The 26,427-nt window shown below is 36.7% G+C and carries 19 protein-coding genes and 1 tRNA gene; 8 read left to right on the top strand and 12 right to left on the bottom strand.

What is annotated here, in order from left to right:
- Positions 1 to 4: 4 nt before the first annotated feature.
- From typA to JR347_RS15420, 3 genes are all read right to left on the bottom strand, one after another.
- Complete coding sequence (gene typA, locus JR347_RS15430; RefSeq protein ID WP_205721483.1) at positions 5 to 1,816, bottom strand: translational GTPase TypA; 1,812 nt, start codon at positions 1,814 to 1,816, stop codon at positions 5 to 7.
- A gap of 210 nt (positions 1,817 to 2,026) precedes the next feature.
- Entirely contained in the window at positions 2,027 to 2,185 is a 159-nt protein-coding gene (locus tag JR347_RS15425) for a hypothetical protein (protein WP_205721482.1), read from the bottom strand.
- 18 nt (positions 2,186 to 2,203) lie between these two features.
- Positions 2,204 to 2,347, bottom strand: a complete 144-nt coding sequence (locus tag JR347_RS15420; RefSeq protein WP_205721481.1) for a hypothetical protein — start codon at positions 2,345 to 2,347, stop codon at positions 2,204 to 2,206.
- A 216-nt stretch (positions 2,348 to 2,563) separates the two neighbouring features.
- Here JR347_RS15420 and JR347_RS15415 point away from each other — a divergent pair, with 216 nt between their 5' ends.
- Genes JR347_RS15415 through metG form a run of 3 tightly spaced genes read left to right on the top strand, consistent with a single transcriptional unit; the run spans position 2,564 to position 8,909 of the window.
- Complete coding sequence (locus tag JR347_RS15415; protein ID WP_205721480.1) at positions 2,564 to 4,645, top strand: tetratricopeptide repeat-containing sensor histidine kinase; 2,082 nt, start codon at positions 2,564 to 2,566, stop codon at positions 4,643 to 4,645.
- A 59-nt stretch (positions 4,646 to 4,704) separates the two neighbouring features.
- Entirely contained in the window at positions 4,705 to 6,804 is a 2,100-nt protein-coding gene (locus JR347_RS15410) for a tetratricopeptide repeat protein (protein ID WP_205721479.1), read from the top strand.
- Between the two features lie 53 nt (positions 6,805 to 6,857).
- Positions 6,858 to 8,909 carry a methionine--tRNA ligase gene (gene metG, locus JR347_RS15405; protein ID WP_205721478.1) on the top strand — a complete coding sequence of 684 codons (2,052 nt, stop codon included), beginning with the start codon at positions 6,858 to 6,860 and terminating at the stop codon, positions 8,907 to 8,909.
- Here the strand turns inward: metG and pth are convergent.
- The 7 genes from pth to JR347_RS15370 all read right to left on the bottom strand — a co-directional run bounded on the left by pth (position 8,906) and on the right by JR347_RS15370 (position 16,317).
- Positions 8,906 to 9,466 (bottom strand): aminoacyl-tRNA hydrolase, encoded by a 561-nt coding sequence (gene pth, locus JR347_RS15400; protein WP_205721477.1) that lies wholly within the window; start codon positions 9,464 to 9,466, stop codon positions 8,906 to 8,908. The genes metG and pth overlap by 4 nt on opposite strands.
- Positions 9,467 to 9,535: 69 nt before the next feature.
- On the bottom strand, positions 9,536 to 10,198 hold the full coding sequence (locus JR347_RS15395; RefSeq protein ID WP_205721476.1) for a 50S ribosomal protein L25/general stress protein Ctc: 663 nt from the start codon (positions 10,196 to 10,198) through the stop codon (positions 9,536 to 9,538).
- A 21-nt stretch (positions 10,199 to 10,219) separates the two neighbouring features.
- Positions 10,220 to 11,152 (bottom strand): ribose-phosphate pyrophosphokinase, encoded by a 933-nt coding sequence (locus JR347_RS15390; RefSeq protein ID WP_205721475.1) that lies wholly within the window; start codon positions 11,150 to 11,152, stop codon positions 10,220 to 10,222.
- Between the two features lie 59 nt (positions 11,153 to 11,211).
- A tRNA-Gln gene (locus JR347_RS15385) sits at positions 11,212 to 11,284 on the bottom strand.
- Positions 11,285 to 11,370: 86 nt separating this feature from the next.
- On the bottom strand, positions 11,371 to 15,057 hold the full coding sequence (gene purL / locus JR347_RS15380; RefSeq protein WP_205721474.1) for a phosphoribosylformylglycinamidine synthase: 3,687 nt from the start codon (positions 15,055 to 15,057) through the stop codon (positions 11,371 to 11,373).
- Between the two features lie 57 nt (positions 15,058 to 15,114).
- On the bottom strand, positions 15,115 to 15,480 hold the full coding sequence (locus JR347_RS15375; RefSeq protein WP_235689691.1) for a hypothetical protein: 366 nt from the start codon (positions 15,478 to 15,480) through the stop codon (positions 15,115 to 15,117).
- Positions 15,481 to 15,513: 33 nt separating this feature from the next.
- Entirely contained in the window at positions 15,514 to 16,317 is an 804-nt protein-coding gene (locus tag JR347_RS15370) for an alpha/beta hydrolase (protein ID WP_235689690.1), read from the bottom strand.
- A 142-nt stretch (positions 16,318 to 16,459) separates the two neighbouring features.
- Between JR347_RS15370 and JR347_RS15365 the strand changes: the two genes are divergently transcribed.
- From JR347_RS15365 to JR347_RS15345, 5 genes are read left to right on the top strand one after another with little or no spacing between them, the layout of a single operon-like run.
- Entirely contained in the window at positions 16,460 to 17,080 is a 621-nt protein-coding gene (locus JR347_RS15365) for a TetR/AcrR family transcriptional regulator (RefSeq protein WP_205721473.1), read from the top strand.
- Positions 17,081 to 17,082: 2 nt separating this feature from the next.
- Positions 17,083 to 18,414: a TolC family protein gene (locus JR347_RS15360; protein ID WP_205721472.1), complete on the top strand. Its 1,332-nt coding sequence runs from the start codon at positions 17,083 to 17,085 to the stop codon at positions 18,412 to 18,414.
- A gap of 26 nt (positions 18,415 to 18,440) precedes the next feature.
- Complete coding sequence (locus tag JR347_RS15355) at positions 18,441 to 19,613, top strand: efflux RND transporter periplasmic adaptor subunit (RefSeq protein ID WP_205721471.1); 1,173 nt, start codon at positions 18,441 to 18,443, stop codon at positions 19,611 to 19,613.
- A gap of 4 nt (positions 19,614 to 19,617) precedes the next feature.
- Positions 19,618 to 23,112, top strand: a complete 3,495-nt coding sequence (locus JR347_RS15350) for an efflux RND transporter permease subunit (RefSeq protein WP_205721470.1) — start codon at positions 19,618 to 19,620, stop codon at positions 23,110 to 23,112.
- Positions 23,113 to 23,167: 55 nt separating this feature from the next.
- Positions 23,168 to 24,415: a metallophosphoesterase gene (locus JR347_RS15345; protein WP_205721469.1), complete on the top strand. Its 1,248-nt coding sequence runs from the start codon at positions 23,168 to 23,170 to the stop codon at positions 24,413 to 24,415.
- Here the strand turns inward: JR347_RS15345 and JR347_RS15340 are convergent.
- Complete coding sequence (locus JR347_RS15340) at positions 24,412 to 25,611, bottom strand: hypothetical protein (protein WP_205721468.1); 1,200 nt, start codon at positions 25,609 to 25,611, stop codon at positions 24,412 to 24,414. The genes JR347_RS15345 and JR347_RS15340 overlap by 4 nt on opposite strands.
- A 74-nt stretch (positions 25,612 to 25,685) precedes the next feature.
- Entirely contained in the window at positions 25,686 to 26,420 is a 735-nt protein-coding gene (locus tag JR347_RS15335; protein ID WP_205721467.1) for a head GIN domain-containing protein, read from the bottom strand.
- Positions 26,421 to 26,427 lie beyond the last annotated feature (7 nt).

Below are 26,427 nucleotides of genomic sequence, written 5' to 3'. Positions count from 1 at the left end.
TTTTTTATGCGTTAGCTTCTTTATTACTGTGTCTCTTTCGTTCGTTTTCGTCAAGATAAATCTTACGCATACGAATTGATTTTGGCGTTATTTCCAGGTATTCATCCTTCTGGATGTATTCCATAGCTTCTTCTAATGAGAATTTCTTTGCAGGGGCAATTTTAGCATTGTTATCAGACCCTGATGCTCTCATATTTGTTAGCTTCTTTCCTTTCTGAATATTTACAACCAGATCATTATCTCTAGAATGTTCTCCAATTACTTGTCCTGTGTATAAATCTTCTCCCGGATCAACAAAGAATACACCTCTGTCTTGAAGTTTGTCAATTGAGTATGCTGTGCCCGGTCCAGATTCCATAGAAATCAAGGATCCATTAATTCTACCAGGTATGTTGCCTTTATATGGTGCGTACTCTTTAAAACGGTGCGTCATAATTGCTTCGCCACCAGAAGCTGTTAATACGTTGTTTCTCAAACCAATCAATCCTCTTGCTGGAATGTCAAACTCCAAATGTTGTAAATCACCTTTAGGCTCCATGATAGTCATTTCGCCTTTTTTGGCACTCACTAACTCAATTACTTTACCGGCAAATTCTTCAGGAACATCAACAACAAGATGTTCTATGGGCTCATGACGAACACCATCAATTTCTTTGAATAATACTTGTGGCTGGCCAACTTGTAACTCATAGCCCTCTCTTCTCATTGTTTCGATTAAAACAGACAAGTGAAGAATTCCTCTACCAAATACATTGAATTTATCTTCAGAACCAGTCGTTTGTACTCTTAGAGCCAGGTTTTTCTCAGTCTCTTTGAACAACCTGTCTCTTAAGTGTCTTGAAGTTACAAACTTGCCTTCCTTACCAAAGAATGGTGAGTTGTTGATAGTAAAAAGCATACTCATAGTAGGCTCATCAATAGCAATTCTTGGCAATGGTTCAGGTTTTTCATAGTCAGTAACGGTATCTCCAAGCTCAAAGTCTTCAATTCCTACTAACGCACATATATCGCCTGATCCAACTTCAGTAACTCTCTTTTTACCTAAACCTTCAAAAACGTGTACTTCCTTAATTTTTATCTTTTTTACAGAACCATCTTTTTTACAGATACCAAGGTTAGCACCCTCTTTTATAGTTCCCTGAGCCACTCTACCAATAGCTATTCTACCAACGAAGGATGAAAAGTCGAGAGAAGTAATTCGCATTTGAGGAACACCTTCTTTAGAAGGAGCCGGAGGTATATGCTCTATAATACCATCCAATAGTTCAAAGATATTATCCGTTGGTTTTTTCCAGTCAGAGCTCATCCAACCATGTTTTGAAGAACCGTAGAAGGTTGGGAAGTCAAGCTGATCTTCTGTAGCATCCAGGTTAAACATCAAATCAAAAACCTGCTCATGTACTTCATCAGGTCTGCAGTTTTCTTTGTCAACTTTGTTAACAACTACTATTGGTTTTAAGCCTAGTGCTAGTGCTTTGCTCAGCACAAAACGTGTTTGTGGCATTGGTCCCTCAAATGCATCTACCAATAGTAATACACCATCGGCCATTTTAAGAACCCTTTCCACTTCACCACCAAAATCGGAGTGACCAGGGGTGTCAATAATATTTATTTTCACATCCTTATATCTTACAGATACGTTTTTGGATGTAATTGTAATACCTCTTTCTTTTTCAAGATCACCATCATCAAGAATCAAATCATCAGTTTCCTGATTTTCTCTAAGAATTTTAGAGGCGTGGATGATTTTGTCAACTAGTGTAGTTTTGCCATGATCTACGTGGGCAATTATAGCTACATTTCGAATATTTTGCATGCTTTGAAATTAAGCTGCAAAGCTAGATAAATTACATAAGACAAGAACTGGGTTCACGTAATATATTTTTAATCACGCAAACCCAGTTTGAATGTAAGGTTTTATCCGAAAAGTGCAATTTTTGTTGCACTTTTTTTATAATTGGAGCAAAAAGAACCTGTTCTGCATGTGCGGGGAACAACAGAAAAAAGTGGAGAAAGTAATATTTGCTTAGAAAGAAGCGTCTTCTTTCACAATTCCACTCAAAGGTTCATTGGTAGATTGAACACTTTGTTCTTTTTTCTCAAATTGAGTTTTTTCGATAGTGATAAAAGCAAACGATCCTAAGATTGCAACAATCACTGCGGTAATTAATATTTTAGATTTCATAGTGGTAAAATTTATATTTTAAAATGTGCCGTCATCTTTTGTTACACCTTCTGTTTTTTTGCTGTTAAGGTCATCGGAAGGGTTAATTTCCTCTTCTGAGCAAGAATAAAGGGTACCAGTCAACATTAACACGGCAAGTAATTTCAGTAATGATTTTTTCATGATTTTTAGTCTTTAATTTTAGTTGGTTTATAGTTCATTTTAGTTAATTGAGAATTTCACTCAATATGGATTTAATGAATACATTAATTATATTCACGTTCCCTCCACCTCAACAAGTGGGCCTTAGGAATAATAAATGATAATATGAATCATCACATCCTTGTAATAGTTGGTTAGTCAAATTTGGAATATTAAAAGATACAATGCTGGTTAATTATGGCTAGAAGCTTACAGGTGTTTGATATTATTTCTAAAAGATTATTCTTAGTTCTGTTATTATTTGTGCCTACATGCCTTTTTTCTAATAATAAAGCCGATTCATTATTAAATAAATTGAATACCGTACCGGTGAATGAGCAGCCGTCTATTTTGATGGACTTGTTTGTATCTAAGCTGGACAATTTAGATAGCGCACTATTAATAGCCAATAGAGCTAGTGATCTCGCCAAAAAATTAGGTGATAGTTTAAATTACGTAAGGGCAGAATATGCCATCGCATATGTAAATAAAAATGCCGGAAATTTTCAAGAGGCACTTATTCATTATCAAGCTGCCCTTAAATCTGCGCGGATAAATGGTATTAGGGATAGAGAAAAAGCTTCATTGAATGGTTTGGCACTAACTTATTATTCAATTTCTAAATTTGATTTAGCTCTGCGATATCATTTTGAATCTTTGAAACTACGTGAAGAGGAAGGAGATAAGGAAGCTATTGCGATCGCTTGTAATAATATAGGTCTGGTCTACTATCAGCTCAATGACTATAATAAGGCTTTGATTTATTTTGAAAGATCTAAACAAATAGAAGAAGAGGAGGAATTTAGTAGTGTGTATGGTACTTACACTAATATGGGTTTAACCTATATAGGCTTAGGTAGATACCAGGATGCACTTTCCTATTTCAATAGAACCATAGAGAATTGCAGCGAACAATGTTCGGAGTTGATTTTAGTGGAAGCCTACTTGGGAAAGGGTATTTGTCTACAGTATTTCAAAGACATCGAAAAAGCAAAGACTAGCTATCTAACGGCCCTTCAAATAGCAAGAAAAAATGACTTTAGAATAAAGAGGGCTTCTATATACAATAATTTAGCTACCATTTATATTGATATGGAAGAATTCTCAAAGGCTACCGACTACTTGGATTCAAGCCATAATATTGCTGTTGAGGCTAGAACACCCAGAATGGTTCAGAATAATTATAGAGAATACGCTAAAATATCTTTTGCGCAAAAAAAATATAAAGAAGCCTATCAATACCAAGTCCTGTATGATTCAGTAAGCAATGAAATTCTCAATGAAGTAATAGCTAAGAACCTTTTGCAAATTCAGGTGGATTTTGAAGAGCGTGAAAATCTTGAAATTATAGAGCTTCAAAATAAAGAGATCAACAGACGTACAACATTATTGTTTTTGGCAGTGGTTATTTCTGTTCTTACTGCCTTGGTTGTAATACTTCTTTACAGGAATAACAATGTACGTAAAAGGGTAAATAGAAGATTAAGAAAGGCTAATGACACTATCGAGGAGCAGAATAGAAAACTGGTTGACCTTAATTCTGAACTTGAAGAACGTGTAAAAGAACGAACGGAAGAATTGCGCGCATCAAATGCTGCCCTAATCAAGTCTAACCACGAGCTAGACAACTTCATATACAAAACATCGCATGACATTCGGGGACCATTAGCCACGCTACAAGGTATATGCAATATTGCCTTAATGGATATTAAGGATACCATGTCTGTTGACTATTTTCAGAAGCTGAGTAAAACGGCTTCAAAACTCAATAGAATATTGTCTAAATTATTGATTGTCAATCAGATAAATAACTCACTACCCACAAAGGAAGACTTTGATTTCAGTCAGTTAGTTATTGATATTGTAGATGAGAACAAGATTGGCTACATCAAGAAAGAAATAAATGTATTAATAAAGGGCGAAGAGCATTTACATGTTACCAGTGATCCTGAGTTACTGAAAATTATTGTTTCGAATATCATTAACAATGCATTTAAATTCCATGATCCTTCAGAAAAGGTGTCGAGTTTTATTGAAATATCATTCATAAAAAATGATAATCAATTGGTTTTTGAGGTGGTTGATAATGGTCTGGGAATTAACGATTCTATATCGGACCAGATTTTCGATATTTTTTCAAAAACATCTGAAATACAAGACTCAGCTGGCATGGGACTCTACCTAGTAAAGCTAGCTGTTGATAAACTGGAAGGTGAGATTGAAGTTACAAAAACCGAACAAAGTCATACAAAATTTAGAATGACCATTTCACTTATATAATTGAGGTTGGTATTATAAGGGTTTTTTGATATCTTTCTACAATATGTCAAGCTCTTTCAATGAGAAAATTAGGCTTATTTCTCTTCATTGTATTTACTTTTTCCATTCATTCTAATGGGCAAAACGAGCAGTTAAAACAAAAAATTGATTCACTAAATCAGCGTACAATTAACTTATGGCTTAATTACCCAGATAGTGCAATAAACTATGCCTACGAAGCTTATAGGTTATCTAAACTTACAGACGATCAAGAGTTAATATGTATTTCATTAAGACTTATTGGAGGTGCCTACTATTATTTAGGTGATTATGATTCTGTTATAGTTTATAATGACAAAGCACTCAAAATAGCTAAGGAAATTGAGAATCAGGAATTGGTGAATAATGCCTTAAACAACTTAGGGTTAGCCAATTATAGCTTGGGATCCTATCAGAATGCGTTAGAATATCTATTAAGGTCTTTGAGTTTGAAACGGGCTATTGGACAAGAATATGGCTTAGGTACTACTTTAAATAATATTGGCCTTGTCTACGAGCGGTTGAAGGATTACAAAAAGGCTCGTGCGTATTTTTTGGAAGCACTTGAGGTAGCGGAAAGTCAAAATGACAAAGATCTAATCTTGTATTCCCAAAACAACACTGCAAATACTTACCTGCGTGAAAATAATCTACCCAGAGCTGAGCACTATTTTCAATTGTCGCTGGCTGTTGATGTTGATAATAAGTACTGGAAATCCGTTACGTATGCCGGGCTGGGCCAGATATATCAGCGGAAATCAGATTATGAGAAGGCAAATGGCTATTTAAGTAAATCAGCTGAATTGCGTAGCACGATAGGTGACAAAAGAGGAATTTCAGAAATACTTTATTTACAGAGTAAACAGGCATTATATAAGCACAATTACGATAGTGCTATTGAGCTATTGAATCAAAGTCAGAGTATCGCTATTGAAATTGGAGCTAAAGACAGAATGTTCGATAATCTGGAACAGTATGTAGAAATCTATTCTGAGATCAATGATAAATCAAAGGCATTTGAATATCAGACTAAACTATTACAGTTGCGTGATACATTGTTTAATGAAAACTTGGCCAGGAATCTTGCTTCTATTCAATTAGAAATTCAAGATGAAGAAAATCAACAACTATTGGCAAAAAAGGACAAGCAATTAACCGCTAACAAACGGTTTGTTATGGTGCTCATAGCAGTTATTATTCTTATTGTTTTGCTGGTTGTTGTAGTCTATAATCAGCTTAGAATTAATAGAAAGAAAAATGCAACTCTGAAGATTAGAAACATAGAAATTTCAGTGCAGAATGAAGAAATTGAAGCCCAGAAAGAATCTCTTGAAGAAAAAAATAGTGCGTTGGAAAGGGCGCAGGCATTGATTAAAGCCCAGAATGAAAAATTGGAAGAATACAACAAACGGCTAAAGTCATCTGTGGAAGAAAAGTCAGATCTCTTGAAGGAAAAGAATGATCAGCTGATGCTGGCAAATATTGAGTTGGATAATTTTATTTATAAATCATCTCACGACATTAAGGGGCCTTTAGCCACGCTATTAGGAATGTGCCATGTGGCACTTCTCGACATAAAGGAGAAAAAGGCTTCTGAGTATTTTCAGAAATTGTACAGTTCGGCTTTAGACCTAAATGCAATACTAACCCGACTCAAAACGATTAGTGAAATATCTAACTTGGAATTGAATCTAGATGAGATACACATCAAGAAAATTATTTCAGAGTGCATTAAACAGAATAAAAAGATAGAAGGCGATGAAAGCATTAATGTGAAGCTGGATATTAAGCTGGATAAACCAATGGTGTCTGACAGTGCTTTGATGGATTTAATCTTTTTTAATCTCATTCAAAGCATTCTAAAAATGAGGGGTGATACTAACCTGGAGAAGGCCATTGATATATTAATTGATAGTGATGATAGTAATATCATCATTGACGTTGTTGATGAAGGCAGTGCTAGCGTTAAGAGTGAATTAGGTGATGTTTTTGAGCTTTTCAAAAAATCTGCGCTGCAACACAGAACACTTGGTTTAGGCTTATATATTGTAAAACAATCGATATTAAAACTGGGTGGTAATATTGCTCTCCTTGATGATAAAAACCATACCCATTTTAAAATAACCTTACCATTAACATAACCTGTTCAATTACCTTCAATCTTCTATCTTTGTGCCCTGAAAGATAGAGCTAAATGAAGAATAAAGATTTCAAAAGATATACTGTAACAGCGGCACTTCCATACGCTAATGGTCCCGTTCATATTGGTCACTTGGCGGGCGTTTATGTACCATCAGATATTTATGTCAGGTATCTACGAAGCAAGGGAGAAGATGTGGCATTTGTTTGTGGTTCGGATGAACACGGTGTAGCCATAACTTTAAGGGCTAAAAAAGATGGAATTACACCACAGCAAGTAGTTGACAAGTATCATCACATGATTAAAGAGTCTTTTGAAAAATTTGGTATTGACTTCGATATCTATTCAAGAACTTCATCTAAAACACATCATGAAACATCATCGGCTATCTTTAAAAAGATGTTCGACAATGGGGTATTCGAAGAGCAAACCTCCTCGCAATATTATGATGAAGAAAATCAACAGTTTTTAGCTGACAGATATATTATTGGTACTTGCCCTAATTGTAAAAATGAGAACGCTTATGGCGATCAGTGCGAGAAATGCGGATCTTCTTTAAGTCCATCAGAATTAATTAACCCGCGCTCTGCTTTAAGTGGGGCTGCACCTGTTAAGAAGGATACAAAGCATTGGTACTTGCCAATGAATAAATACGAAAGCTGGCTTAAAGAATGGATTCTCGAAGATCACAAAGAGTGGAAATCAAACGTATATGGTCAATGTAAATCTTGGTTAGACAATGGATTGATGCCAAGAGCTATGACGCGCGATTTGGATTGGGGCGTGAAGGTTCCTGTGGAAGGAGCAGAAGGTAAGGTCTTATATGTATGGTTTGATGCGCCAATAGGATATATATCAGCAACTAAAGAGTGGGCGAAAGCAAAAGGCAAAGATTGGGAGCCATACTGGAAGAGTAATGATACCAAATTGGTACACTTTATTGGTAAGGATAATATTGTATTTCACTGCATTATCTTCCCCACAATTTTGAAGGCTGATGGAGACTTTATTCTACCTGATAATGTTCCGGCCAATGAATTTTTGAATTTGGAGGGTAATAAAATAAGCACCTCAAAAAATTGGGCTGTTTGGCTGCACGAATATTTAGAAGAATTTCCGGGTAAAGAAGATGTGCTGCGCTATGCATTATGCTCAAATGCTCCTGAAACTAAGGATAATGACTTTACATGGAAGGATTTTCAGGCAAGAAATAATAATGAACTAGTTGCGATACTCGGTAACTTCATTAATAGGGCTCTGGTTCTTACTCATAAATACTATAACGGTAAAATTCCTGAATGTGGAAAGCTGTTTGATATAGATGAAAATGTATTACAAGTATTAAAAGAAGCTCCTCAAAAGATTGAAAAGTCGATTAAAAATTTCCGATTCAGAGAAGCTATGGCTGAATTTATTGATGTAGCCAGAACGGGCAATAAATATTTGGCTGATACTGAACCTTGGAAACTGATAAAAGAAGATGAAGAGCGGGTAAAAACAATTATGAATATTGCGCTTCAGGTTGTAGCCAACCTTACCATAATTGGAGAGCCTTTTCTACCAAAATCCATGTTGAAACTTGGCAATATGCTAAACTTGGAGACACTTAAGTGGAATGAGGCTGGGAAAGCTGATATTTTAAAAAATGGTCATGAAATAAATAAGGCAGAGTTATTATTTGAAAAGATTGAGGACCAAGTGGTAGAGCAGCAAATACAAAAATTAGAAAACACTAAAAAACAAAACGAGATGGAAAATGCTCCGGCAAATCCTGCTAAAGAAGAAATAGTATTCGATGATTTTATGAAAATGGATCTGCGAGTAGGTACAATACTTGAAGCGGAATCTGTACCAAAATCTAAGAAACTATTAAAACTCAAAGTAGATACGGGCTTGGATAAACGAACAGTATTGAGCGGTATAGCGCAGCATTTTAGTCCTGAAGAGGTGGTTGGCAAGCAAGTGACAATTCTAATTAACCTTGCGCCACGCAAGATCATGGGAGAGGAGTCTCAGGGAATGATTCTGATGGCAGAAGATAAAGATGGTAAATTACAGTTTATGGAGCCATCAGGAAAAGTTGCGCCCGGCTCTCAGATTAGTTAGTCGTTAAACTGTGTCATTGTGCGCGCTAAACCAGCTGTACTGAAAGAGAGAATCATATCATTAGCCTTGTCGATATATTGTGGCAAGGCTTTAAACTCTTCATTTTTAAAGTTGCTTAGCACATAATCCACCTGATGACCTTTATGGAAATTATTGCCGATGCCAAACTTCAGGCGGGCGTAATCTTGTCCACCAGTTAAATCTTCAATATTCTTTAAGCCGTTATGTCCTGCAGAGCTGCCTTTACCTCGCATTCTCAGACTGCCAAAAGGTAGTGCAATATCATCTACAATCACCAAAATATTTTCTTTCGAAATCTTTAGCTCATTCATCCAATAGTTAACGGCTTTGCCACTTAGGTTCATGTAGGTTGTTGGCTTAATCAAGTGCAGCTGCCGTCCTTTATGCTTTATTAAACACGTGCTGGCGTAGCGTTCTGTTTTAAACGATTCATCATGGTCATCAGCCAACTTATCGAGTACTAAAAAGCCAATATTATGCCTTGTTAGCTCATACTCTGCACCAATATTTCCCAGTCCGACAATTAAATATTTCATAGTAGTAAAATAAAAAAATCCTGCCTTGAATTATCAAGGCAGGATTCTAAATTTTCTAAAAAGTAAGGATTATGATTCGCTTCCCTCTTCTGCTGGAGCTTCTCCTCCTTCAGCTGCAGGAGCCTCAGCACCTTCTGCACCTTCTTCAACTCCTTCTTCTTCCTCTTCATCGTCAGTCTTACCTCTAAGAGCTCTAGGTATTTCAACCACAGCTACAGAGGCAATTTTTGAATCTAAGATTTCGAAGTTGTTTTCTTCGATCTCACCTACTTTAAGTGCTCTACCAAAATCAAGTTTAGATAGATCAACTGTAATAAATTCAGGTAAGTCTTTTGGAAGTGCTTTAACTGCCAAATGTCTTCTTTTCTTAATTAACGTACCACCTTTTGCTACTCCTGGAGAGTTACCTTCGAAGTGAACAGGGATGTTCATTTTGATAGTTTTTCCAGCAAACATTTGCAAGAAGTCAACGTGTAAAAGAATTTCACTTACTGGGTGAAATTGTGCGTCTTGAAGGATAGCTTCAAACTCTCTTCCTTCAATGTTCAAATGAACAAAGTGTGCTTGATCTGTGTAAATCAATTCTCTAAAAAGAATTGCAGGCGCATAAAAATGAACTTGCTCTTCTCCACCATAAATTACACATGGTACGTAGCCTTCAGCTCTAAGCCTCTTGGCTTCAGATTTGCCGAGATTTGCTCTGTTATACCCTATAATCTCAACTGTTTTCATAATAGTATATTTAGTTAATAATTACGCTTGAATAAATAATGAGCTGATTGATTCGTGATCATGAATCTTTCTTATTGCTTTTGCAAAAAGATCAGCTATAGTTAATACTTTAATTTTTGATGATTGACCTCTCAATGGAAGTGAATCCGTTATCACCAATTCTTCTAATACAGAATTTTCAATGTTTTCATACGCTTTTCCGGAAAGTACACCATGAGTAACAACGGCTCTCACGGAGGCAGCTCCTTTTTCTTTCAATAGCGCGGCAGCCTTACACATAGTACCACCTGTATCAATCAGGTCGTCTACCATAATAACATCTTTACCTTCAACATCTCCTATCAATCTCATAGATGCTACTTCGTTCGCTCTTTTTCTGTGCTTATCGCACACTACCATCTCCGCATCAAAGAACTTAGCAAATGCTCTGGTTCTTTTTACACCTCCTACGTCAGGAGAAGCAAACATGATATTATCAAGGTTCAGAGATCTTAGGTAAGGTATGAATATCGATGTTCCGTCAAGGTGATCTAGCGGAATATCAAAAAATCCTTGAATTTGGTCAGCATGAAGGTCGCATGTCATAATTCTGTCTGCACCTGCGGCTGTTAAAAGATTTGCCATCAACTTAGCAGCAATGGCAACCCTAGGCTTATCTTTTCTATCTTGTCTGGCATAACCAAAATATGGAACTACCACAGTTACATATTTGGCACTTGCTCTTTTGGCCCCATCAATTAATAGCAACAACTCCATGAAGTTGTCAGCAGGTGGGAAAGTAGATTGAATAATAAATACGTCACAGCCTCTTACAGACTCGGAAAAATAGGGGCACATCTCACCATCACTAAACGTTTGATGAGTCACTTCACCAAGTGGTTTACCGTAAGATTGTGCAATCTTTTCAGCTAAATACTTAGTTGCGTGGCCTGAAAATATTTTTACCGATGACATATCGTATTTTTTATTAAATAAAAAGCGATCCCGAGAACTTTCGGGATCGCCCTTTTAAGTTGCCCGACTAGGGCTCGAACCTAGACTCTTCTGGACCAAAACCAGACGTGTTGCCAGTTACACCATCGGGCATTCTTGCTTCCCCTTTAATTTGGGATTGCAAATGTATACTGAAAAAATTAAAAAGTAAATCCTTGTATAAATATTTTCATTACTAATTAACAATTTTTCTCTACCCATTTTCGGGCATTTACAAAGGCTTCAATCCAAGGCGATACTTCATCTTGTCTATCAGAAGGATAATCAGGCCAATTGTAAGGATATATTGATCTTTCTAAATGAGGCATAATAGCTAAATGTCTGCCATCTTTTGAACAAACTGCAGCGGCTGCGTAATCACTATCATTGGGGTTGCCTGGGTAGCTCTTATAAGAATATGTTGATACTATATTGTATGCATCTTCATTTTGAGGTAATATAAATCTGCCTTCACCATGAGCTAGCCAAACACCGAGTTTGCTATTTGAAAGTGTTTCGAGCATTACAGAGTTGTTTTTAGGAATATCTACATTTATAAAGGCAGACTCGAACTTGCCAGAGCCATTATGATGCATTTTCGGGTGATTGCTTAGTTCAGGGTAGAGTAGACCCAATTCCATCATTAACTGGCAGCCGTTGCACACTCCTAAACTTAATGTGTCTTTTCTGGCATAAAATTTCTCTAAGGCTATTTTAGCTTTTTCATTGTATAAAAAGGCACCGGCCCAACCTTTGGCAGAACCAAGAACATCTGAGTTGGAGAATCCTCCAACAAAAGCAATCATATTTACATCAGATAAATCTTCTCTACCTGAAATGAGATCAGTCATATGAATGTCTTTTACATCGAAACCAGCCAAATGCATTGCCCAGGCCATTTCTCTATCGCCATTTACTCCTTTTTCGCGGATGATGGCACCTTTTATTCCTGAATTTCCTTTTCTGTTGATATCAATACCAAAATTATTTAAAGTTCCTTTAAAGTTGTTTGGAAACTGGTACGAAAGCGGCTGCACCTTGTAATTTTCAAAGCGTTGATCTGCATGCTTCACACCACTTTGTTTTCTATCGAGCAGATGTGAGGTTTTGTACCATACATCGCGAAGTTCATTAATATCAAAATTCAATTGATCAGCATTTTTTGTAATCTCAAGCTGCCTATTTTCAGTAGTTGAGCCAATTAAATGATACTTAATTCCATCTTTTTTGAGTATATCAATAGCTGCTGATCCTTTTTCAATTTCGATAAGCAAACCTGGTTGTTCGCTAAATAAAATCTTAACTAAATCGCTTTCTTCAATTTCATTTAAATTGATATCTAGACCGCCTTTTACATTTGCAAAAGTCATTTCAAGTAATGCAGTCAGCATTCCTCCTGCAGAAATATCATGACCTGACAGAATCTGGCCTTGTGTAATTAATGTTTGAATCGATTGAAAACACTTAGAAAAATAGTCTGCACTTTCAATTCTCGGTGATTTTGAGCCTAACTTGTTTCTTGTTTGCGCGAAAGAACTTCCACCTAATTCAAATGAGCTCCCAGAAAGATCAATATAAAGCAATTCTGATCCCGCTGTTTTTTTAAGGTTGGGGCTGATGGTTTTGGTTATATCACTTACCTCTGCTACTGTGCTGATAATAACCGTGCCTGGTGAATATATAGTTTTACCATCAGGGTATTTTTGCGTCATTGAAAGTGAATCCTTACCTGTAGGAATATTAATTCCTAATGCTATCGCAAATTCACTAACACTTTTCACGGCTTCATAAAGTCGTGCATTTTCACCTTCATTTTTTGCTGGCCACATCCAGTTGGCGCTTAGCGAGACACCTTTTAACCCATGAGATAGGGGAGCCCAAACCAGGTTGGTTAAAGACTCAGCGATAGAAAGCTGTGAGCCCGCTTTTGGGTCTACCAAAGCAGAAATTGGTGCGTGCCCCATGGAGGTGGCTACACCTTTTCTTCCTTTGTAATCAATGGCCATTACAGCCACATTATTTAGTGGCAATTGAATGGCACCCGTAGTTTGTTGCGTGGCTACTTTTCCTGTTACAGAGCGGTCTACTTTGTTAGTTAACCAATCTTTACATGCCACAGCTTCAAGCTGAAGTACTTCTTTAATGTATGTTGGAATGTCACTTATGCTGTATTCAACGTCACTAAATCCTGAATTCTGAGATTTATCTTCAAGAATAGTTTTAGGTGAAGAGCCAAACATATGCGACAACTCCCAATCAATGGCATTTTTGCCGGTTTCTTTATTTTCAAACTTAAAGTGATGATCGCCAGTAACTTCACCTACATCATACATGGGTGAGCGTTCTCTGTCGGCCACTTCTCTTAAAGTGGCTATATCTTTTTTCTTCATCACAAGGCCCATACGCTCTTGTGATTCATTACCTGCAATTTCCTTGTCGGATAAAGTAGGATCACCTACTGGTAATTTTTTAATGTCTATCGAACCACCTGTTTCTTCAACAAGCTCAGAAAGGCAATTTAAGTGGCCACCTGCACCATGATCGTGGATGGAAACAATCGGATTCACATCACTTTCCTGCATAGCCCTAATTGCGTTCATGGCTCTTTTTTGCATTTCAGGATTAGATCTCTGGATGGCATTTAACTCGATACTATTGCCAAACTCGCCAGTTGCCACTGATGACACAGCACCACCGCCCATTCCAATGCGATAATTATCTCCACCAAGTATTACTATTCTATCGCCTTTTTCAGGGGTATCTTTTTTAGCATCTTTTTCTTTTCCAAAGCCTATACCACCAGCCTGCATAATTACCTTATCATAGCCATACTCTTTGCCATTCTCAGAATGCTCAAACGTTAATACACTACCACAGATTAATGGCTGACCGAATTTATTTCCAAAATCAGAAGCTCCATCAGAAGCTTTGATAAGAATATCCATCGGAGTTTGATACAACCACTTTCTTTCTGGCATACCTTTCTCCCAATTTCTTCCTTCTTCTAATCTGGAATACGAAGTCATATAAACTGCAGTGCCTGCTAAAGGCAAACTACCCTTGCCACCCGCTAGTCTATCTCTTATTTCCCCACCCGACCCAGTGGCAGCACCATTAAATGGCTCAACAGTAGTAGGGAAGTTATGTGTTTCAGCTTTTAAGCTGATGACAGTGTCAATTTCTTTGGTTTCGAAAAAATCGGCTTTGTTTTGAGTTTTAGGAGCGAATTGCTCAGCTTTTGGTCCTTTTACAAAAGCAACATTATCCTTATAGGCCGATACTATATAATTCGGATGTGTTTCGGACGTTTTCTTGATCCATTTAAATAGAGATAAAGGTTGTTCCTTACCATCAATAATAAATGTGCCGTTGAATATTTTATGTCTGCAATGCTCGGAATTTACCTGAGAGAATCCGAATACTTCAGAGTCTGTTAATTTTCTGCCTAATTGTTCAGCTACTCCATTCAGGTATGTAATCTCCTCTTCGCTCAGTGCCAAACCTTCTTTAAGATTGAATGCAGCTATGTCGTCAATTTCTAAAACAGGTTCTGGTGCTTTGTCTATTGTGAAAATGTTCTGATCCAACTGCTTGTATAATACTTGTAGCATAGGATCGAACTCATCTTCTGAATTGTAAGGGATAAACTCTTCAATTCGTTGGATACCTGAAATACCCATATTCTGGGTAATCTCAACAGCATTAGTACTCCAGGGAGTAACCATCTCCTTTCGGGGACCTACGAACTGGTTATTTAGTGTAGTCTCTTTTAGTGGCTCTGCTTCACCAAAAAGCCAAACTAGCTTACTTAAATCTTCTGCTGAAAAGTCGTTTTTGATTCCTACCGCGTAAACTGTGTGATTGCGATTGCGGAAAAATTTAATCATGAAATTGCGGGTTTCGATAGCTGAATTTTTACACCCGCAAAAGTAGTTTTTTTCTAGCTAAAAATACTTCTTATAATTTTCTTCATTTTGCCAAAATTCATGACACTTGGCAATTTGTTCATCCCTGAAGTCTTCATCCTTTTTTAAATCTTTCCATTCTCCCATCTCAAGGCGCTCGCAAAGTTTAAAAAATCTATCGCCCTGGCCATTTCTTTTGTCCTGAACCATCGCACTTAATAGGGGGCGACCCGCTTCGTGCTCATCTTCAGATATTTCATCTAAAATCTCTCCGAGAAGCTGTTTTTCATGTTTAATATCCATGTTCAGCCCAAGCTCAGTTTGGTTTATTAGTCTTCTGTAAGGTATTGGTGAATCACCTTTTTTTGCTAAAAAAATTAAATGATTTCTTACTCTGCTATTCACGTTTAAAAAGTGTTAATGGATTAAGGTGGAAAACTAACGATTTTGATCTAAAAATGCAGCCGTATGGTCAATAAGGTTATTATGGCCGCAATCTAACACTTTTGTTTCCTGTGTTTTTAGTTTGGAGGTTAATTTCTTCATACCCTCTTTTGTTATGATCTTATCATACGCGCCTAAGTACATGGTAAAACCAATATTATTTTCATTTATGAGTTGAGCGATCTTTTTGAGATCGAATGTTAAATCCTTAAACACTACCCAGGAGTAATATACTCTGCGCCTTTTTTTTATCGAATTCATTTGGCTGGCGGCAAATTTGGATATTCCTTTATCTAACAAACCCATTTTTTTTATTAAATCGAGAATGTTAAAAAACCGATTTGGTTTTACAATCATACTCTTGAAATAGGTTTGGAAGGCAACAGGGTAGGTAGCCAAATTATACCAAATCTGTGTTTGAATGCCATCAGGAGCCAGCATCATCATTTCATTTACTCGTTTAGGAAACTGTTCAAGTGTGGCAAGAGCAAATTTACCACCAAGGCTAAAAGCAAGTATTGAGAAGTTATCAATATCTAACTCTTTTAAAAAAGTAGCTAAAAGTTTATTCCAATACTTCTTGGTAAGCTTTCTATCAGGTGTGCCCCAATGGCTTTTGCCGTGGTAAAAAAGGTCAAAGCTAATTATTGTGTATTCTTTTTTTAAAACCTCACAAATTGGCTTGAAGCATTCACCCGTTAAGCCAAAACCATGAAATGCCAACATATATTTAGCGCCATTGCCATAACGGTAATAATGTAAAACATGATTGTCAATCTTAAATATATGCCCAGCCATAGTATGCTAATATAGCTTTAATGAACTGTGAAATAAATTTTTTTAGAATATCAGTAACCTTCAAAAATTTTATTCGTAGAAACTCAGGAAACTTTGGGGATAATTATAGTTTCCATAGTTTTGCAGGCGTGAGGAGAAAACAATGAATATAGAAGAAAAAATTATTGCAGGGGCAGCAGAGTTATTCCATAAATATGGAATTAGGAGTGTATCAATGGATGACATTGCCAGACACTTATCAATTTCAAAGAAAACGATCTATCAATATTATAAAGATAAGAATGAGATTGTATCACTTTCTTTGAAACTGCATATGGATATGAATAAGCAGGAGTATGACGAGGTTTTTAAGGAAAGTGAAAATGCTCTGGAGGAATTATCAAAAGTTTCTAAGTGCATGCGAAAGGACTTTAAAGATATGAATCCTTCCCTGCTGTTTGATTTACAGAAGTATCATCCAAAGGCATGGGAGATGTGGACAAAATTTAAAAATGAGTACATAAAAAATCAGGTTCAGACTAATTTGGAGCGCGGTGTAAAGGAAGGGTATTACAGAAAAGAGATTAATCCAGAGGCACTGGCCAGATTGAGAGTTGAGGAAGTCCAATTAGCTTTTGATGAGACCGTTTACCCAAAAGATCAGTTCAACTTCAAAGAATTACAGTTACTATTTTTTGATCACTTTGTTCATGGAATTGTAACGCCCAAGGGAAAAGAACTCTACGATAAATATTTACAACAAGCACTAAAAGCAGAAAATTAATAATGAGACAGTTACTATTAATAGTATTTCTTTTTGTTTCTGTAGCTCAAGGACGGGCTCAGGATAATGGGTATACCTTGCAGGAATGCATTGATTATGCTCTAACGAATAATCAAAATGCCAAGAACGCAGAGTTTGAGAAGGATATAGCCGATGCGCAAGTTAGAGAAACTGTGGCGCGTGGTTTACCACAAGTGAATATTAACTCTGGATTGAATTATAACTACGAATTACAGAAGTCATTATTACCGGCAACAATATTTGACCCTAATGCTAATGAGGGCGATGAGGTTCAGTTTGCCTTTGGTCAGGCTTATGATGGTAATATTGCTTTAAGCGCACGCCAATTACTTTTTGATGGTTCATTTTTCGTGGGTCTGCAGGCTGCTAAAACTTATAAAGAGCTTTCAACAAAGGATCATATAAAGACCCAAATAGATGTTATTGAAGCTGTATCAAAAGCCTACTATAATGTGCTTGTGAATGAGGAGCGCTATGAATTACTTGAAGTTAACCTTGGAAGACTTGATACACTATTAACAGAAACACAAGCCATGTACGAAAGTGGCTTTGCTGAAAAGATTGATGTGAGCAGAATAAAAGTTCAGCATAACAACCTTAAAGTACAGATTGACAATACAAAACAACTTCTTGATCTAAGCAGAGATTTATTGAAGTTTCAGATGGGTATGAAATTGACTGAACAAATAACCTTGTCTGATAAGCTTGAAGAGGTTGAATTCACAGTGATTGATAAAACTGAATTTGATTATAATAATCGAATTGAATACTCACAATTACAAACCAATTTAGCCCTGGTTAACCTGGATATGAAGAATAACCGTGTTCAATATCTACCAGCACTTTACGCAAATTTCTCTTATGGCTATAATACGCAAACAGGTGAGTCAAACGAATTATTTGATGGCGACAGGTGGCTTAATTTTGGAACACTGGGTGTGACTTTAAGTATGCCAATATTTGATGGGTTTTTGAAAAGTAATAGAATCCAAAAAAATAGAATTCAGGCCAAACAAATTGAACAGTCATTTGATATGCTGGAAAACTCGATTGATCTGGAGATTCGTCAGGCTAAAATCAAACTTGAAACAGCCATTGATAACATGGTTGCTCAGAAAGAAAATACTGAATTAGCAGAAGAGATTTATGATGTAGCTAAAATAAAGTATCAGGAAGGTGTAGGTTCTAATATAGAAGTTACCAATGCTGATGCGGACTATAAAGAAGCTCAAACCAATTATTACGATGCCTTGTATTCTGCTTTGGTAGCCAAAGTGGAATTAGAAAAGGCTTACGGACAACTTAACAAATGAAAAACTACCCTAGACATACAACAACTATGAAATTTCAATTACCAATTTTAATATTATTTGCTGCGCTATTTGCTGCATGTGGTGGTGGCGATGAATCTGTTCAGGCTATTGTAGCATCAGGAAATATAGAAGATGTAAGAGCTAAAAAGAAGGCTCTTTCTGAACAACAAAAAGAGATAGAAAAGCAAATTGCTGAATTAGATGCTTTTATTGTAGCTAACGATACCAATAAAAAGCTGCCTTTAGTAACTACATTCGAAACTAAACTTGAAGACTTTAATCACTTTATTCAATTACAGGGTGATGTAACTACCAAGCAGAATGTTTTGATATATCCTGAAATGGCAGGAACACTTTTGGCTGTTTATGTTACAGAAGGTGATAAAGTGTCTAAAGGTCAATTATTAGCCAGAATAGATGATGGTGGAATGAGCAGCCAATTGGCACAATTAAAAACTCAACTTTCTTTGGCCAAAACAACCTTTGAAAGGCAAAAAAGACTGTGGGAGCAGAAAATAGGTACGGAGATACAATACCTTCAGGCCAAAGCAAATTACGAGGCACAGCAAAACACTGTTAATCAATTTGAAAGCCAATTGAGCAAGTTTAACATTAGAGCTCCATTTAATGGTGTGATAGACAATGTTATTAAAGATCAGGGTACTGTTGTTGCTCCTGGGCCAGGTTCTGAGATTTTTAGAATTGTAAATCTATCTGATATGTATGTGGAAATATCTGTTCCAGAAACATACATCTCTAGTATTGTTCCCGGTAAAAAGGCCAAAGTTCATTTTCCCGTATTAGGTAAAACCATTGAATCTAAAGTAAGGCAAACCAGTAATTACATAAATCCAAATAACAGATCATTTGTTATCGAGGTACCTGTGCCAGCTATGAACGGATTGGTTAAACCTAACTTAACTGCCAAAGTAGAAATTAACGACTATAATAATCCAAAAGCGATTTTAATACCACAAAGTGTAATATCTGAAAATTCAGATGGAGAGCAATATGCCTATGTTGCTTCGAAACTTAATGGTGAAAGTATCGCCACGGCAAATAAGGTAATTATTCAAACTGGTAAAACTCAGGGAGATATGGTAGAAGTTACTACCGGACTCAATTCAGGAGATAATATCATTAAAGAAGGAGCGAGAAGCGTGAAGGACGGACAGGAGGTTAAAGTAATTAGAAAGTAATTTCATGGAAGACAAAAAAGTAAATAAGGAATTCAAATTATCGTCATGGGCAATTGATAATGCCTCTGTGATATATGTGATGATTGCCATCTTCCTTTTTGTGGGTGTATCGTCCTATTTTGATATGCCAAGGGAAGATTTTCCTGAAGTAAAGGAAACTAAAATTTACATTAGCACGCCATTTCCGGGTAACACTGCTGAAGATATAGAACGTCTAATCACTGATCCTTTAGAGGATAAAGTGAAAAACATCAGTAACGTGGTCGAAATTCTTTCAACATCGCAGGAAGACTATTCTATCATTACTGTGGAGTTCGATGAGGAGATTACTGTTGAAGAGGCCAAACAGAAAGTGAAAGATGAAGTAGACAGTGAGAAGGCTAGTGAAGATTGGCCGCTTTTCAATGGCGCAAAAGTAGAACCCAATGTTTTTGACTTAAGGCTTTCGGAAGAAATGCCTATTATGAACATCAATATTTCTGGTGATTATCCTGTTCAGAAGCTCAAGGAATTTGCGGAATATCTTCAGGAAGAAATAGAGGACTTACCTCAAATTAAAGCTGCAGATATTCGTGGAGCTCAGGAAAAGGAAATAGAAGTAGCGGTTGATATCTATAAAATGATGGCAGCCCAAGTAAGTTTCGATAATATCCTACAAGCAATTAATAATGGTAATATGACCATGTCTGCAGGCAATATTAAGAGTAGCGGACAAAGAAGAACCATTCGAGTTTTAGGTGAAATTGAATCGCCTGAGGAACTTGAGAATTTTGTGGTCAAGCACCAAAATAATAGCCCCGTTTACATCAAAGATATTGCGGATGTTTCATTTACAGAGGAGGACAAAACCACGTTTGCCAGAGAGTACGGTGAGAGTGTTGTGATGCTGGATGTGAAGAAAAGATCTGGTAAGAACATGATTATTGCTGCGGATGCTATTCGTGAAATAATTAAAGATGCTCAGGCAGATGTTTTTCCTCAGGATCTTACAATTACCATTTCTAATGACTCTTCGTCTAAAACATTGAACCAGGTACAGGATCTGGTAAATAATATCATATTCGGTATTATCCTGGTGGTAACTGTTTTAATGTTTTTCTTAGGATTTAGAAATGCCTTGTTCGTTGGGTTTGCCATTCCTATGTCTATGTTCATGTCGTTCACCATTTTATCAGCTTTAGGGTACACGTTAAATACCATGATACTTTTCGGTCTGATTATGGGGCTTGGAATGCTAGTAGATAACGGTATTGTGGTAGTGGAGAATGTATACCGATTAATGGAAGAAGAGGGGCTATCGAGGGTTCAGGCTGCAAAGAAAGGAATTGGTGAAATTGCTTTTCCAATTATCATATCTACTGCTACAACGGTTGCTGCGTTTGTTCCATTAGGAATGTGGCCAGGTATGATGGGAGAGTTTATGATTTTCTTCCCGATTACACTATCAGTAGTACTGGGTTCATCTTTATTCGTAGCAATTTTCATGAACTCAATGTTGGTATCTCAATTTATGGAAGTAGGTAAAAAGGTACTAAGTAAAAAGCAGTTGTGGCGATTGACAGCCATTCTAGGAAGTATCGGTACTCTTATTTTAATATTCGGAGGAGATATGAAGGGACTGGGCACATTAATGCTCTTCAATGTTTTCCTTTTCTGGGTTTATAAATATGTGATCAAAAAATCCGCAGATAGATTCCAACGTAAAACGTTAGTGAAATTTGAAAACTGGTATGAAAGACGCCTTGCCCATGCTGTAAGAGGAAATAATGTGTATTGGTATTCCAGCTTAACGTTCTTATTACTAATTGTGGTATTCATGTTGTTTGGAGCATCGTTAGCAAGCCAAAGAACCAAGGTGGAGTTTTTCCCAGATAATACTCCGAAGCAGATTATTGTTTACATCGAATACCCTCAAGGTACAGCCATCGAAAAAACAAATGAAATAACAAAAGCCATTGAGGATAGAGTGTATTCCATTATCGATGATCCTGAATACAAAGACGATGGCTATAATTTCTTAGTGGAATCTTCAGTTTCTCAGGTGGGTGAAGGTGCTGGTAATCCAATGACTGATGGAGGTTCATCTGCGGAAATGCCACATAGAGCTAAGATCACTACCTCGATGAGAGAATTTAAATTCAGGAGAGGAAAGGATTCTGAAAAGCTCAGACAGAAAATTCAGGAAGGGTTAAAAGGAATTTACCCGGGAGTTTCTATATCAGTAGAGAAAGATCCTGTTGGTCCGCCAGCTGGCTATCCAATTAACATTGAATTAGAGGGTGATGATTATGATGAACTCATCAATACCGCAGAGCGAATGAGAAACTTTATTAACGCAAAGAACATAGCGGGAATAGAAGAACTTAAGATAGATGTGAACAAAGGCAAACCATCGATGCAAGTGGTAGTAGATAGAAAGAAAGCAGGTGAGTTAGGAGTTGCTGTAGGACAAGTGGGGAGCCAATTAAGAAGATCACTTTTTGGTGAGAAGGCAGGTATCTATAAGTTAGATGGTGAAGATTATGATATTAACGTTCGCTTCAACGAAGAAAACAGGTACGATAAAAGCGCCTTGTTTGATCAAAAGATCATTTTCAGAGATCAGGCTAATGGTCAGATCATGGAGGTTCCTGTATCGGCAGTAGCTGAACAAAAGAATACCTCTGCCTTTAGCGCCATCAAACACAGAGATACAAAAAGAGTGGTAACTGTGTATTCAGGTCTTCAACCAGGTTACACCGATGCCGGTGCTATTGTTTCTGATATCCAGAAAGAGATGGAAAGCTTCAAAGATTTGCCAAAAGGAGTAAAGATTGATTATACAGGACAGATCGAAGAGCAGAACAAACAAATGGCCTTTTTAATGGGCGCCTTCTTTAGCGGTTTAGGTTTAATAATGCTCATTCTTGTATTCCAATTTGGTGGTATCTCTAAGCCAATCATCATTATGCTGGCTATATTCTTAAGCTTTATAGGTGTGTTTGGTGGTTTAATGATTACCGGTTGGTCATTCGTTATTATGATGACCATGATGGGAATTATCTCATTGGCAGGTATTGTGGTAAACAATGGGGTGGTATTGCTAGACTACACACAATTACTCATTGATAGAAAAAAGCATGATTTGAAAATTGACGAAGATGAAATGCTTGAAAAAGATACAGTGAAAGAAATTGTAATTAGAGGTGGTAAGGCAAGGCTTAGACCTGTAATACTTACAGCCATCACCACTGTCCTTGGTTTAATACCATTGGCCATTGGTTTAAATATCGACTTCTTCTCGCTTTTCAGTGAGTTTGATCCGCAGATTTACTTTGGTGGAGATAACGTGATATTCTGGGGACCTTTAGCCTGGACAGTAATCTTTGGTTTGATTGTAGCCACTTTCTTAACCCTAATTATTGTTCCTGTTCTCTTTACCATTGTATACAGATTGAAATTCTGGATATATCAAAGAGCGAAGGACAGAGCAGCCAAGAAGTTAAGTGCTACTGTATAAATAACAATTTACAGAAGGTGAGGTTAATAGCTTCACCTTCTTACGATACCCAATTTTGAATAAACTCATCGTTATATCGATTTTACTGGCAATACTCTTTGCTATAGACTACTACGTCTATCAAGGAGCAATGCTAGCTGCCAGAAATTTAAGCCAGCCCATTAGAAATGGCATTAAATACACATTTTGGGGATTAACTGGATTAACTTTTTTTGTTATCCTATTTTACAATTTCGGAAACCCGTATTTCCTGAAAGGTCAGACTCGCAGTCTGATTTTTACAGGTATTTTCATTAACTATTTTTCTAAGCTGTTCGCTGCTCTATTTTTATTGAGTGGAGATATTGTTCGTTTGGGTAAATGGATAGCTACGCAATTTCAAAACCCTAGTCCTTCTGGTGAAGGAAATAGTATTCCAAGGTCGGAGTTTTTGGCTAAGACTGCGATGGTTGCAGGTACGCTTCCTTTAGTTGCCATGAGCTGGGGTATTATCTCAGGAGCACATGATTACAGAATACGGAGAAAAACAATTTACCTTCCTAATTTGCCAAAACCATTTGATGGGATAACCATCGGACAAGTATCAGATATCCACTCGGGTAGTTTTTTTAATAAAACAGCTGTTAAAGGAGGGGTGGAAATGATGATGCGTGAAAAGCCTGATCTGATGTTTTTTACTGGTGATTTAGTGAATAACGAATCAGATGAAGTAAAGGACTATATTAATATTTTTGATAAACTCAAGGCACCATTAGGGGTTTATTCGGTTACCGGTAATCATGATTATGGTGACTATACCAACTGGGATTCGGCAAAGGCAAAGGCTCAGAATTTCGAAGACTTAAAAGAAGCCCACCGATTGATGAACTATGATTTGTTGATGAATGAAAACAGAATCATTGAACTAGGTGGGGAGAAAATTGCAATTCTGGGTAATGAAAATTGGGGTGCCGGGCGTTTTGCCAAATATGGCGATTTAGATAAAGCCTATGCTGGCTCTGAAGAGGCAGCGGTTAAATTATTGCTTTCTCATGATCCGAGCCATTGGGATGCCCAGGTGAGACAAAAATACCCTGATATAGATGTGATGTTTGCCGGCCATACCCATGGCTTTCAGTTTGGCGTTGAAATAGGCGACTTTAAATGGAGTCCTTCCCAATATGCCTACAAACAATGGGCAGATTTATACACAGAAGGCAATCAACACCTTTATGTGAACAGAGGTTTTGGCTATATTGGCTACCCGGGTAGAGTAGGCATGCCACCTGAATTGACGGTGATTACTTTGAAGCGTAAAGCTTAATTAAAAGTTATTGTACCTTCATTTTTATGTACAAGCTCATATCCGTTAATTACTAAATGCACATCATAAACACCAGATTCTGGTACAGTAACTCCCTTGAACAAAAGGCCCTGTAGATTATTAATCGTTCTAGTGCCAGTCCTTTCTAATTCAATAATTTCAAGGGTTTCTTGATTTTTTAAATAGAATTCTTCACTTCTGTATTGTAAATAATCGTGTTCTAAAGCGAAAACTAACTCGGGTATGTAAGTGCCGCTATTAACTACTTTAGGAGAGTGATCATAAACACCCTCGTTGATAAGGATTGTACTATATTCTTGACTGAATGGTTGGTCTTCAAAGTTGTCATTTGAAATGAGATTAATTGTGTAATTTCGAAATGGCAATAAATTTGGAGGTAAATGAAAATGATATTCATTACCCCAATTAGCGTATGAATTAACTTCATAGTCACCTACTTTCAGCCTAGGAGCTTGAGTTGATGCGCCACCAAATTTACCAACAATTATTCTTCCACCTGGAGTAAATGGCAAACCATAATGATTATGAAATTTAAAATAAGCCAACAAGACAACATCTTCTGCTACAGAATAGCTTGCTAAGCTGCTGGTGAGGGCTATTGTAGAATTTTCATAATATCTATTTGTGAGATTTGGAACAGCTGTTATAGAGTCAGAGGTAATACTTAAAATATTAAAGGCCCCTACAATTTTTCCATTGGACTGGAAGTTTAAATTATACTTTTCTGAATTTAAATTTAAATAATTACCATATAGTGTAACTGTGTCTTTTGGAGTTAGATGTGAAGGTATATTTGATGATAGATATTTGAAATCAAAAACTGTGAATGTTCTTGAGTATTCCAATTCCAAAGTATCTGTTTTAACTTTTATTGAACTTTGTTTCCCATCGTTAAAAATTGGAACCTCTATTTTAATTATACTATCTCTGACAGAAATTATATTGGTGATTTTATCATCTATTAATACACTTTCGATTTTAGAACCATTATAGTTCTCTAAATGAACTTCAATTGTGTCTCCATTAAATCCATAGTCTGGAATAACAGTAGCTATCGAAGGTAAAACTTCTTTTTCAATTGGAGGGATAACTTCACTTTCATCGTCACTACAGGATATCAGTAAAAGTGATACAAATATGGTGATTATACAGGGTATTAGTGATCTTGTATACATTTATAGCATTTTTTAAAATAGCGGCAATACTATAAATAATGATTGTTATATCAATAGTAAATTTTCAATATATTTCAATAAGCCCTATCAATCTCACCGCTACCATACACCTTTTTAGTAACTGACTTGGTAGAACCTTTGTGTTTGATACTTCCACTACCGTAGACTTTGGCTTCTAGTTCTTCAGTCACTGTTATTTCGCATATACCAGATCCACTTTGTTCCACTTCTGCATATTGTAAATCGCACTCAAAGGCATGAATAGAGCCACTACCGCTCATGGTAATGTTATTGGAGGTGGCATAGCCCTTCAGTTTAATATCTCCACTACCTGATAACTGGGTGGTAATTTCTTTACCTTTCACATCCAGATTCATGCTGCCTGAGCCCGCAATGGCTAAATCTAAAGTGTTTGATGCAAGCGAATTTTCAGAAATTACCTTTCCGCTACCATTTACTCTTATTGTGCTAATATCCCTCACACTGATATACACATTCATGGTAGGAGCTATTTTAATATCATCAATTTTTGCCCAAATACTTGCATCAGGGTCTTTTGGTTTTCTTTCTATGTTAATGTGGAGAATGCCATTTTCTACCTCAAACTTGGTCAAGTCAAAAATCTCAGAAAGGGCTTCTACTCTCACTTCTTGTTTATTGGATTGCTTTAAATAAACAGTATATCCTGAATTGACATAAATAGCCGAAAATTCAGCTAATTCAATTGTTTCATGAGTTACATCAGGCCCAAAGCCGAATGAGAAGTGGCTTATTGTTAATAATAAAGCAGTATATATTATTGATTTCATAATTGAA

Origin of the sequence: Fulvivirga lutea (genome assembly GCF_017068455.1) — a bacterium.
GTDB classification, from domain to species: Bacteria; Bacteroidota; Bacteroidia; order Cytophagales; family Cyclobacteriaceae; genus Fulvivirga; species Fulvivirga lutea.
Note: the sequence above shows the minus strand (reverse complement) of the source record. Positions and strands in the feature narration are given on the sequence as shown.

Coding starts and splice junctions, on each gene's coding strand:
- JR347_RS15335 (WP_205721467.1), bottom strand. CDS start 26,420: ATGAAATCAATAATATATACTGCTTTATTATTAACAATAAGCCACTTC.
- JR347_RS15340 (WP_205721468.1), bottom strand. CDS start 25,611: ATGTATACAAGATCACTAATACCCTGTATAATCACCATATTTGTATCA.
- JR347_RS15395 (WP_205721476.1), bottom strand. CDS start 10,198: ATGAAAACAGTTGAGATTATAGGGTATAACAGAGCAAATCTCGGCAAA.
- metG (WP_205721478.1), top strand. CDS start 6,858: ATGAAGAATAAAGATTTCAAAAGATATACTGTAACAGCGGCACTTCCA.
- JR347_RS15425 (WP_205721482.1), bottom strand. CDS start 2,185: ATGAAATCTAAAATATTAATTACCGCAGTGATTGTTGCAATCTTAGGA.
- JR347_RS15360 (WP_205721472.1), top strand. CDS start 17,083: ATGAGACAGTTACTATTAATAGTATTTCTTTTTGTTTCTGTAGCTCAA.
- JR347_RS15365 (WP_205721473.1), top strand. CDS start 16,460: ATGAATATAGAAGAAAAAATTATTGCAGGGGCAGCAGAGTTATTCCAT.
- JR347_RS15420 (WP_205721481.1), bottom strand. CDS start 2,347: ATGAAAAAATCATTACTGAAATTACTTGCCGTGTTAATGTTGACTGGT.
- JR347_RS15350 (WP_205721470.1), top strand. CDS start 19,618: ATGGAAGACAAAAAAGTAAATAAGGAATTCAAATTATCGTCATGGGCA.
- pth (WP_205721477.1), bottom strand. CDS start 9,466: ATGAAATATTTAATTGTCGGACTGGGAAATATTGGTGCAGAGTATGAG.
- JR347_RS15410 (WP_205721479.1), top strand. CDS start 4,705: ATGAGAAAATTAGGCTTATTTCTCTTCATTGTATTTACTTTTTCCATT.
- typA (WP_205721483.1), bottom strand. CDS start 1,816: ATGCAAAATATTCGAAATGTAGCTATAATTGCCCACGTAGATCATGGC.
- JR347_RS15370 (WP_235689690.1), bottom strand. CDS start 16,317: ATGGCTGGGCATATATTTAAGATTGACAATCATGTTTTACATTATTAC.
- JR347_RS15390 (WP_205721475.1), bottom strand. CDS start 11,152: ATGTCATCGGTAAAAATATTTTCAGGCCACGCAACTAAGTATTTAGCT.
- purL (WP_205721474.1), bottom strand. CDS start 15,057: ATGATTAAATTTTTCCGCAATCGCAATCACACAGTTTACGCGGTAGGA.
- JR347_RS15355 (WP_205721471.1), top strand. CDS start 18,441: ATGAAATTTCAATTACCAATTTTAATATTATTTGCTGCGCTATTTGCT.
- JR347_RS15415 (WP_205721480.1), top strand. CDS start 2,564: ATGGCTAGAAGCTTACAGGTGTTTGATATTATTTCTAAAAGATTATTC.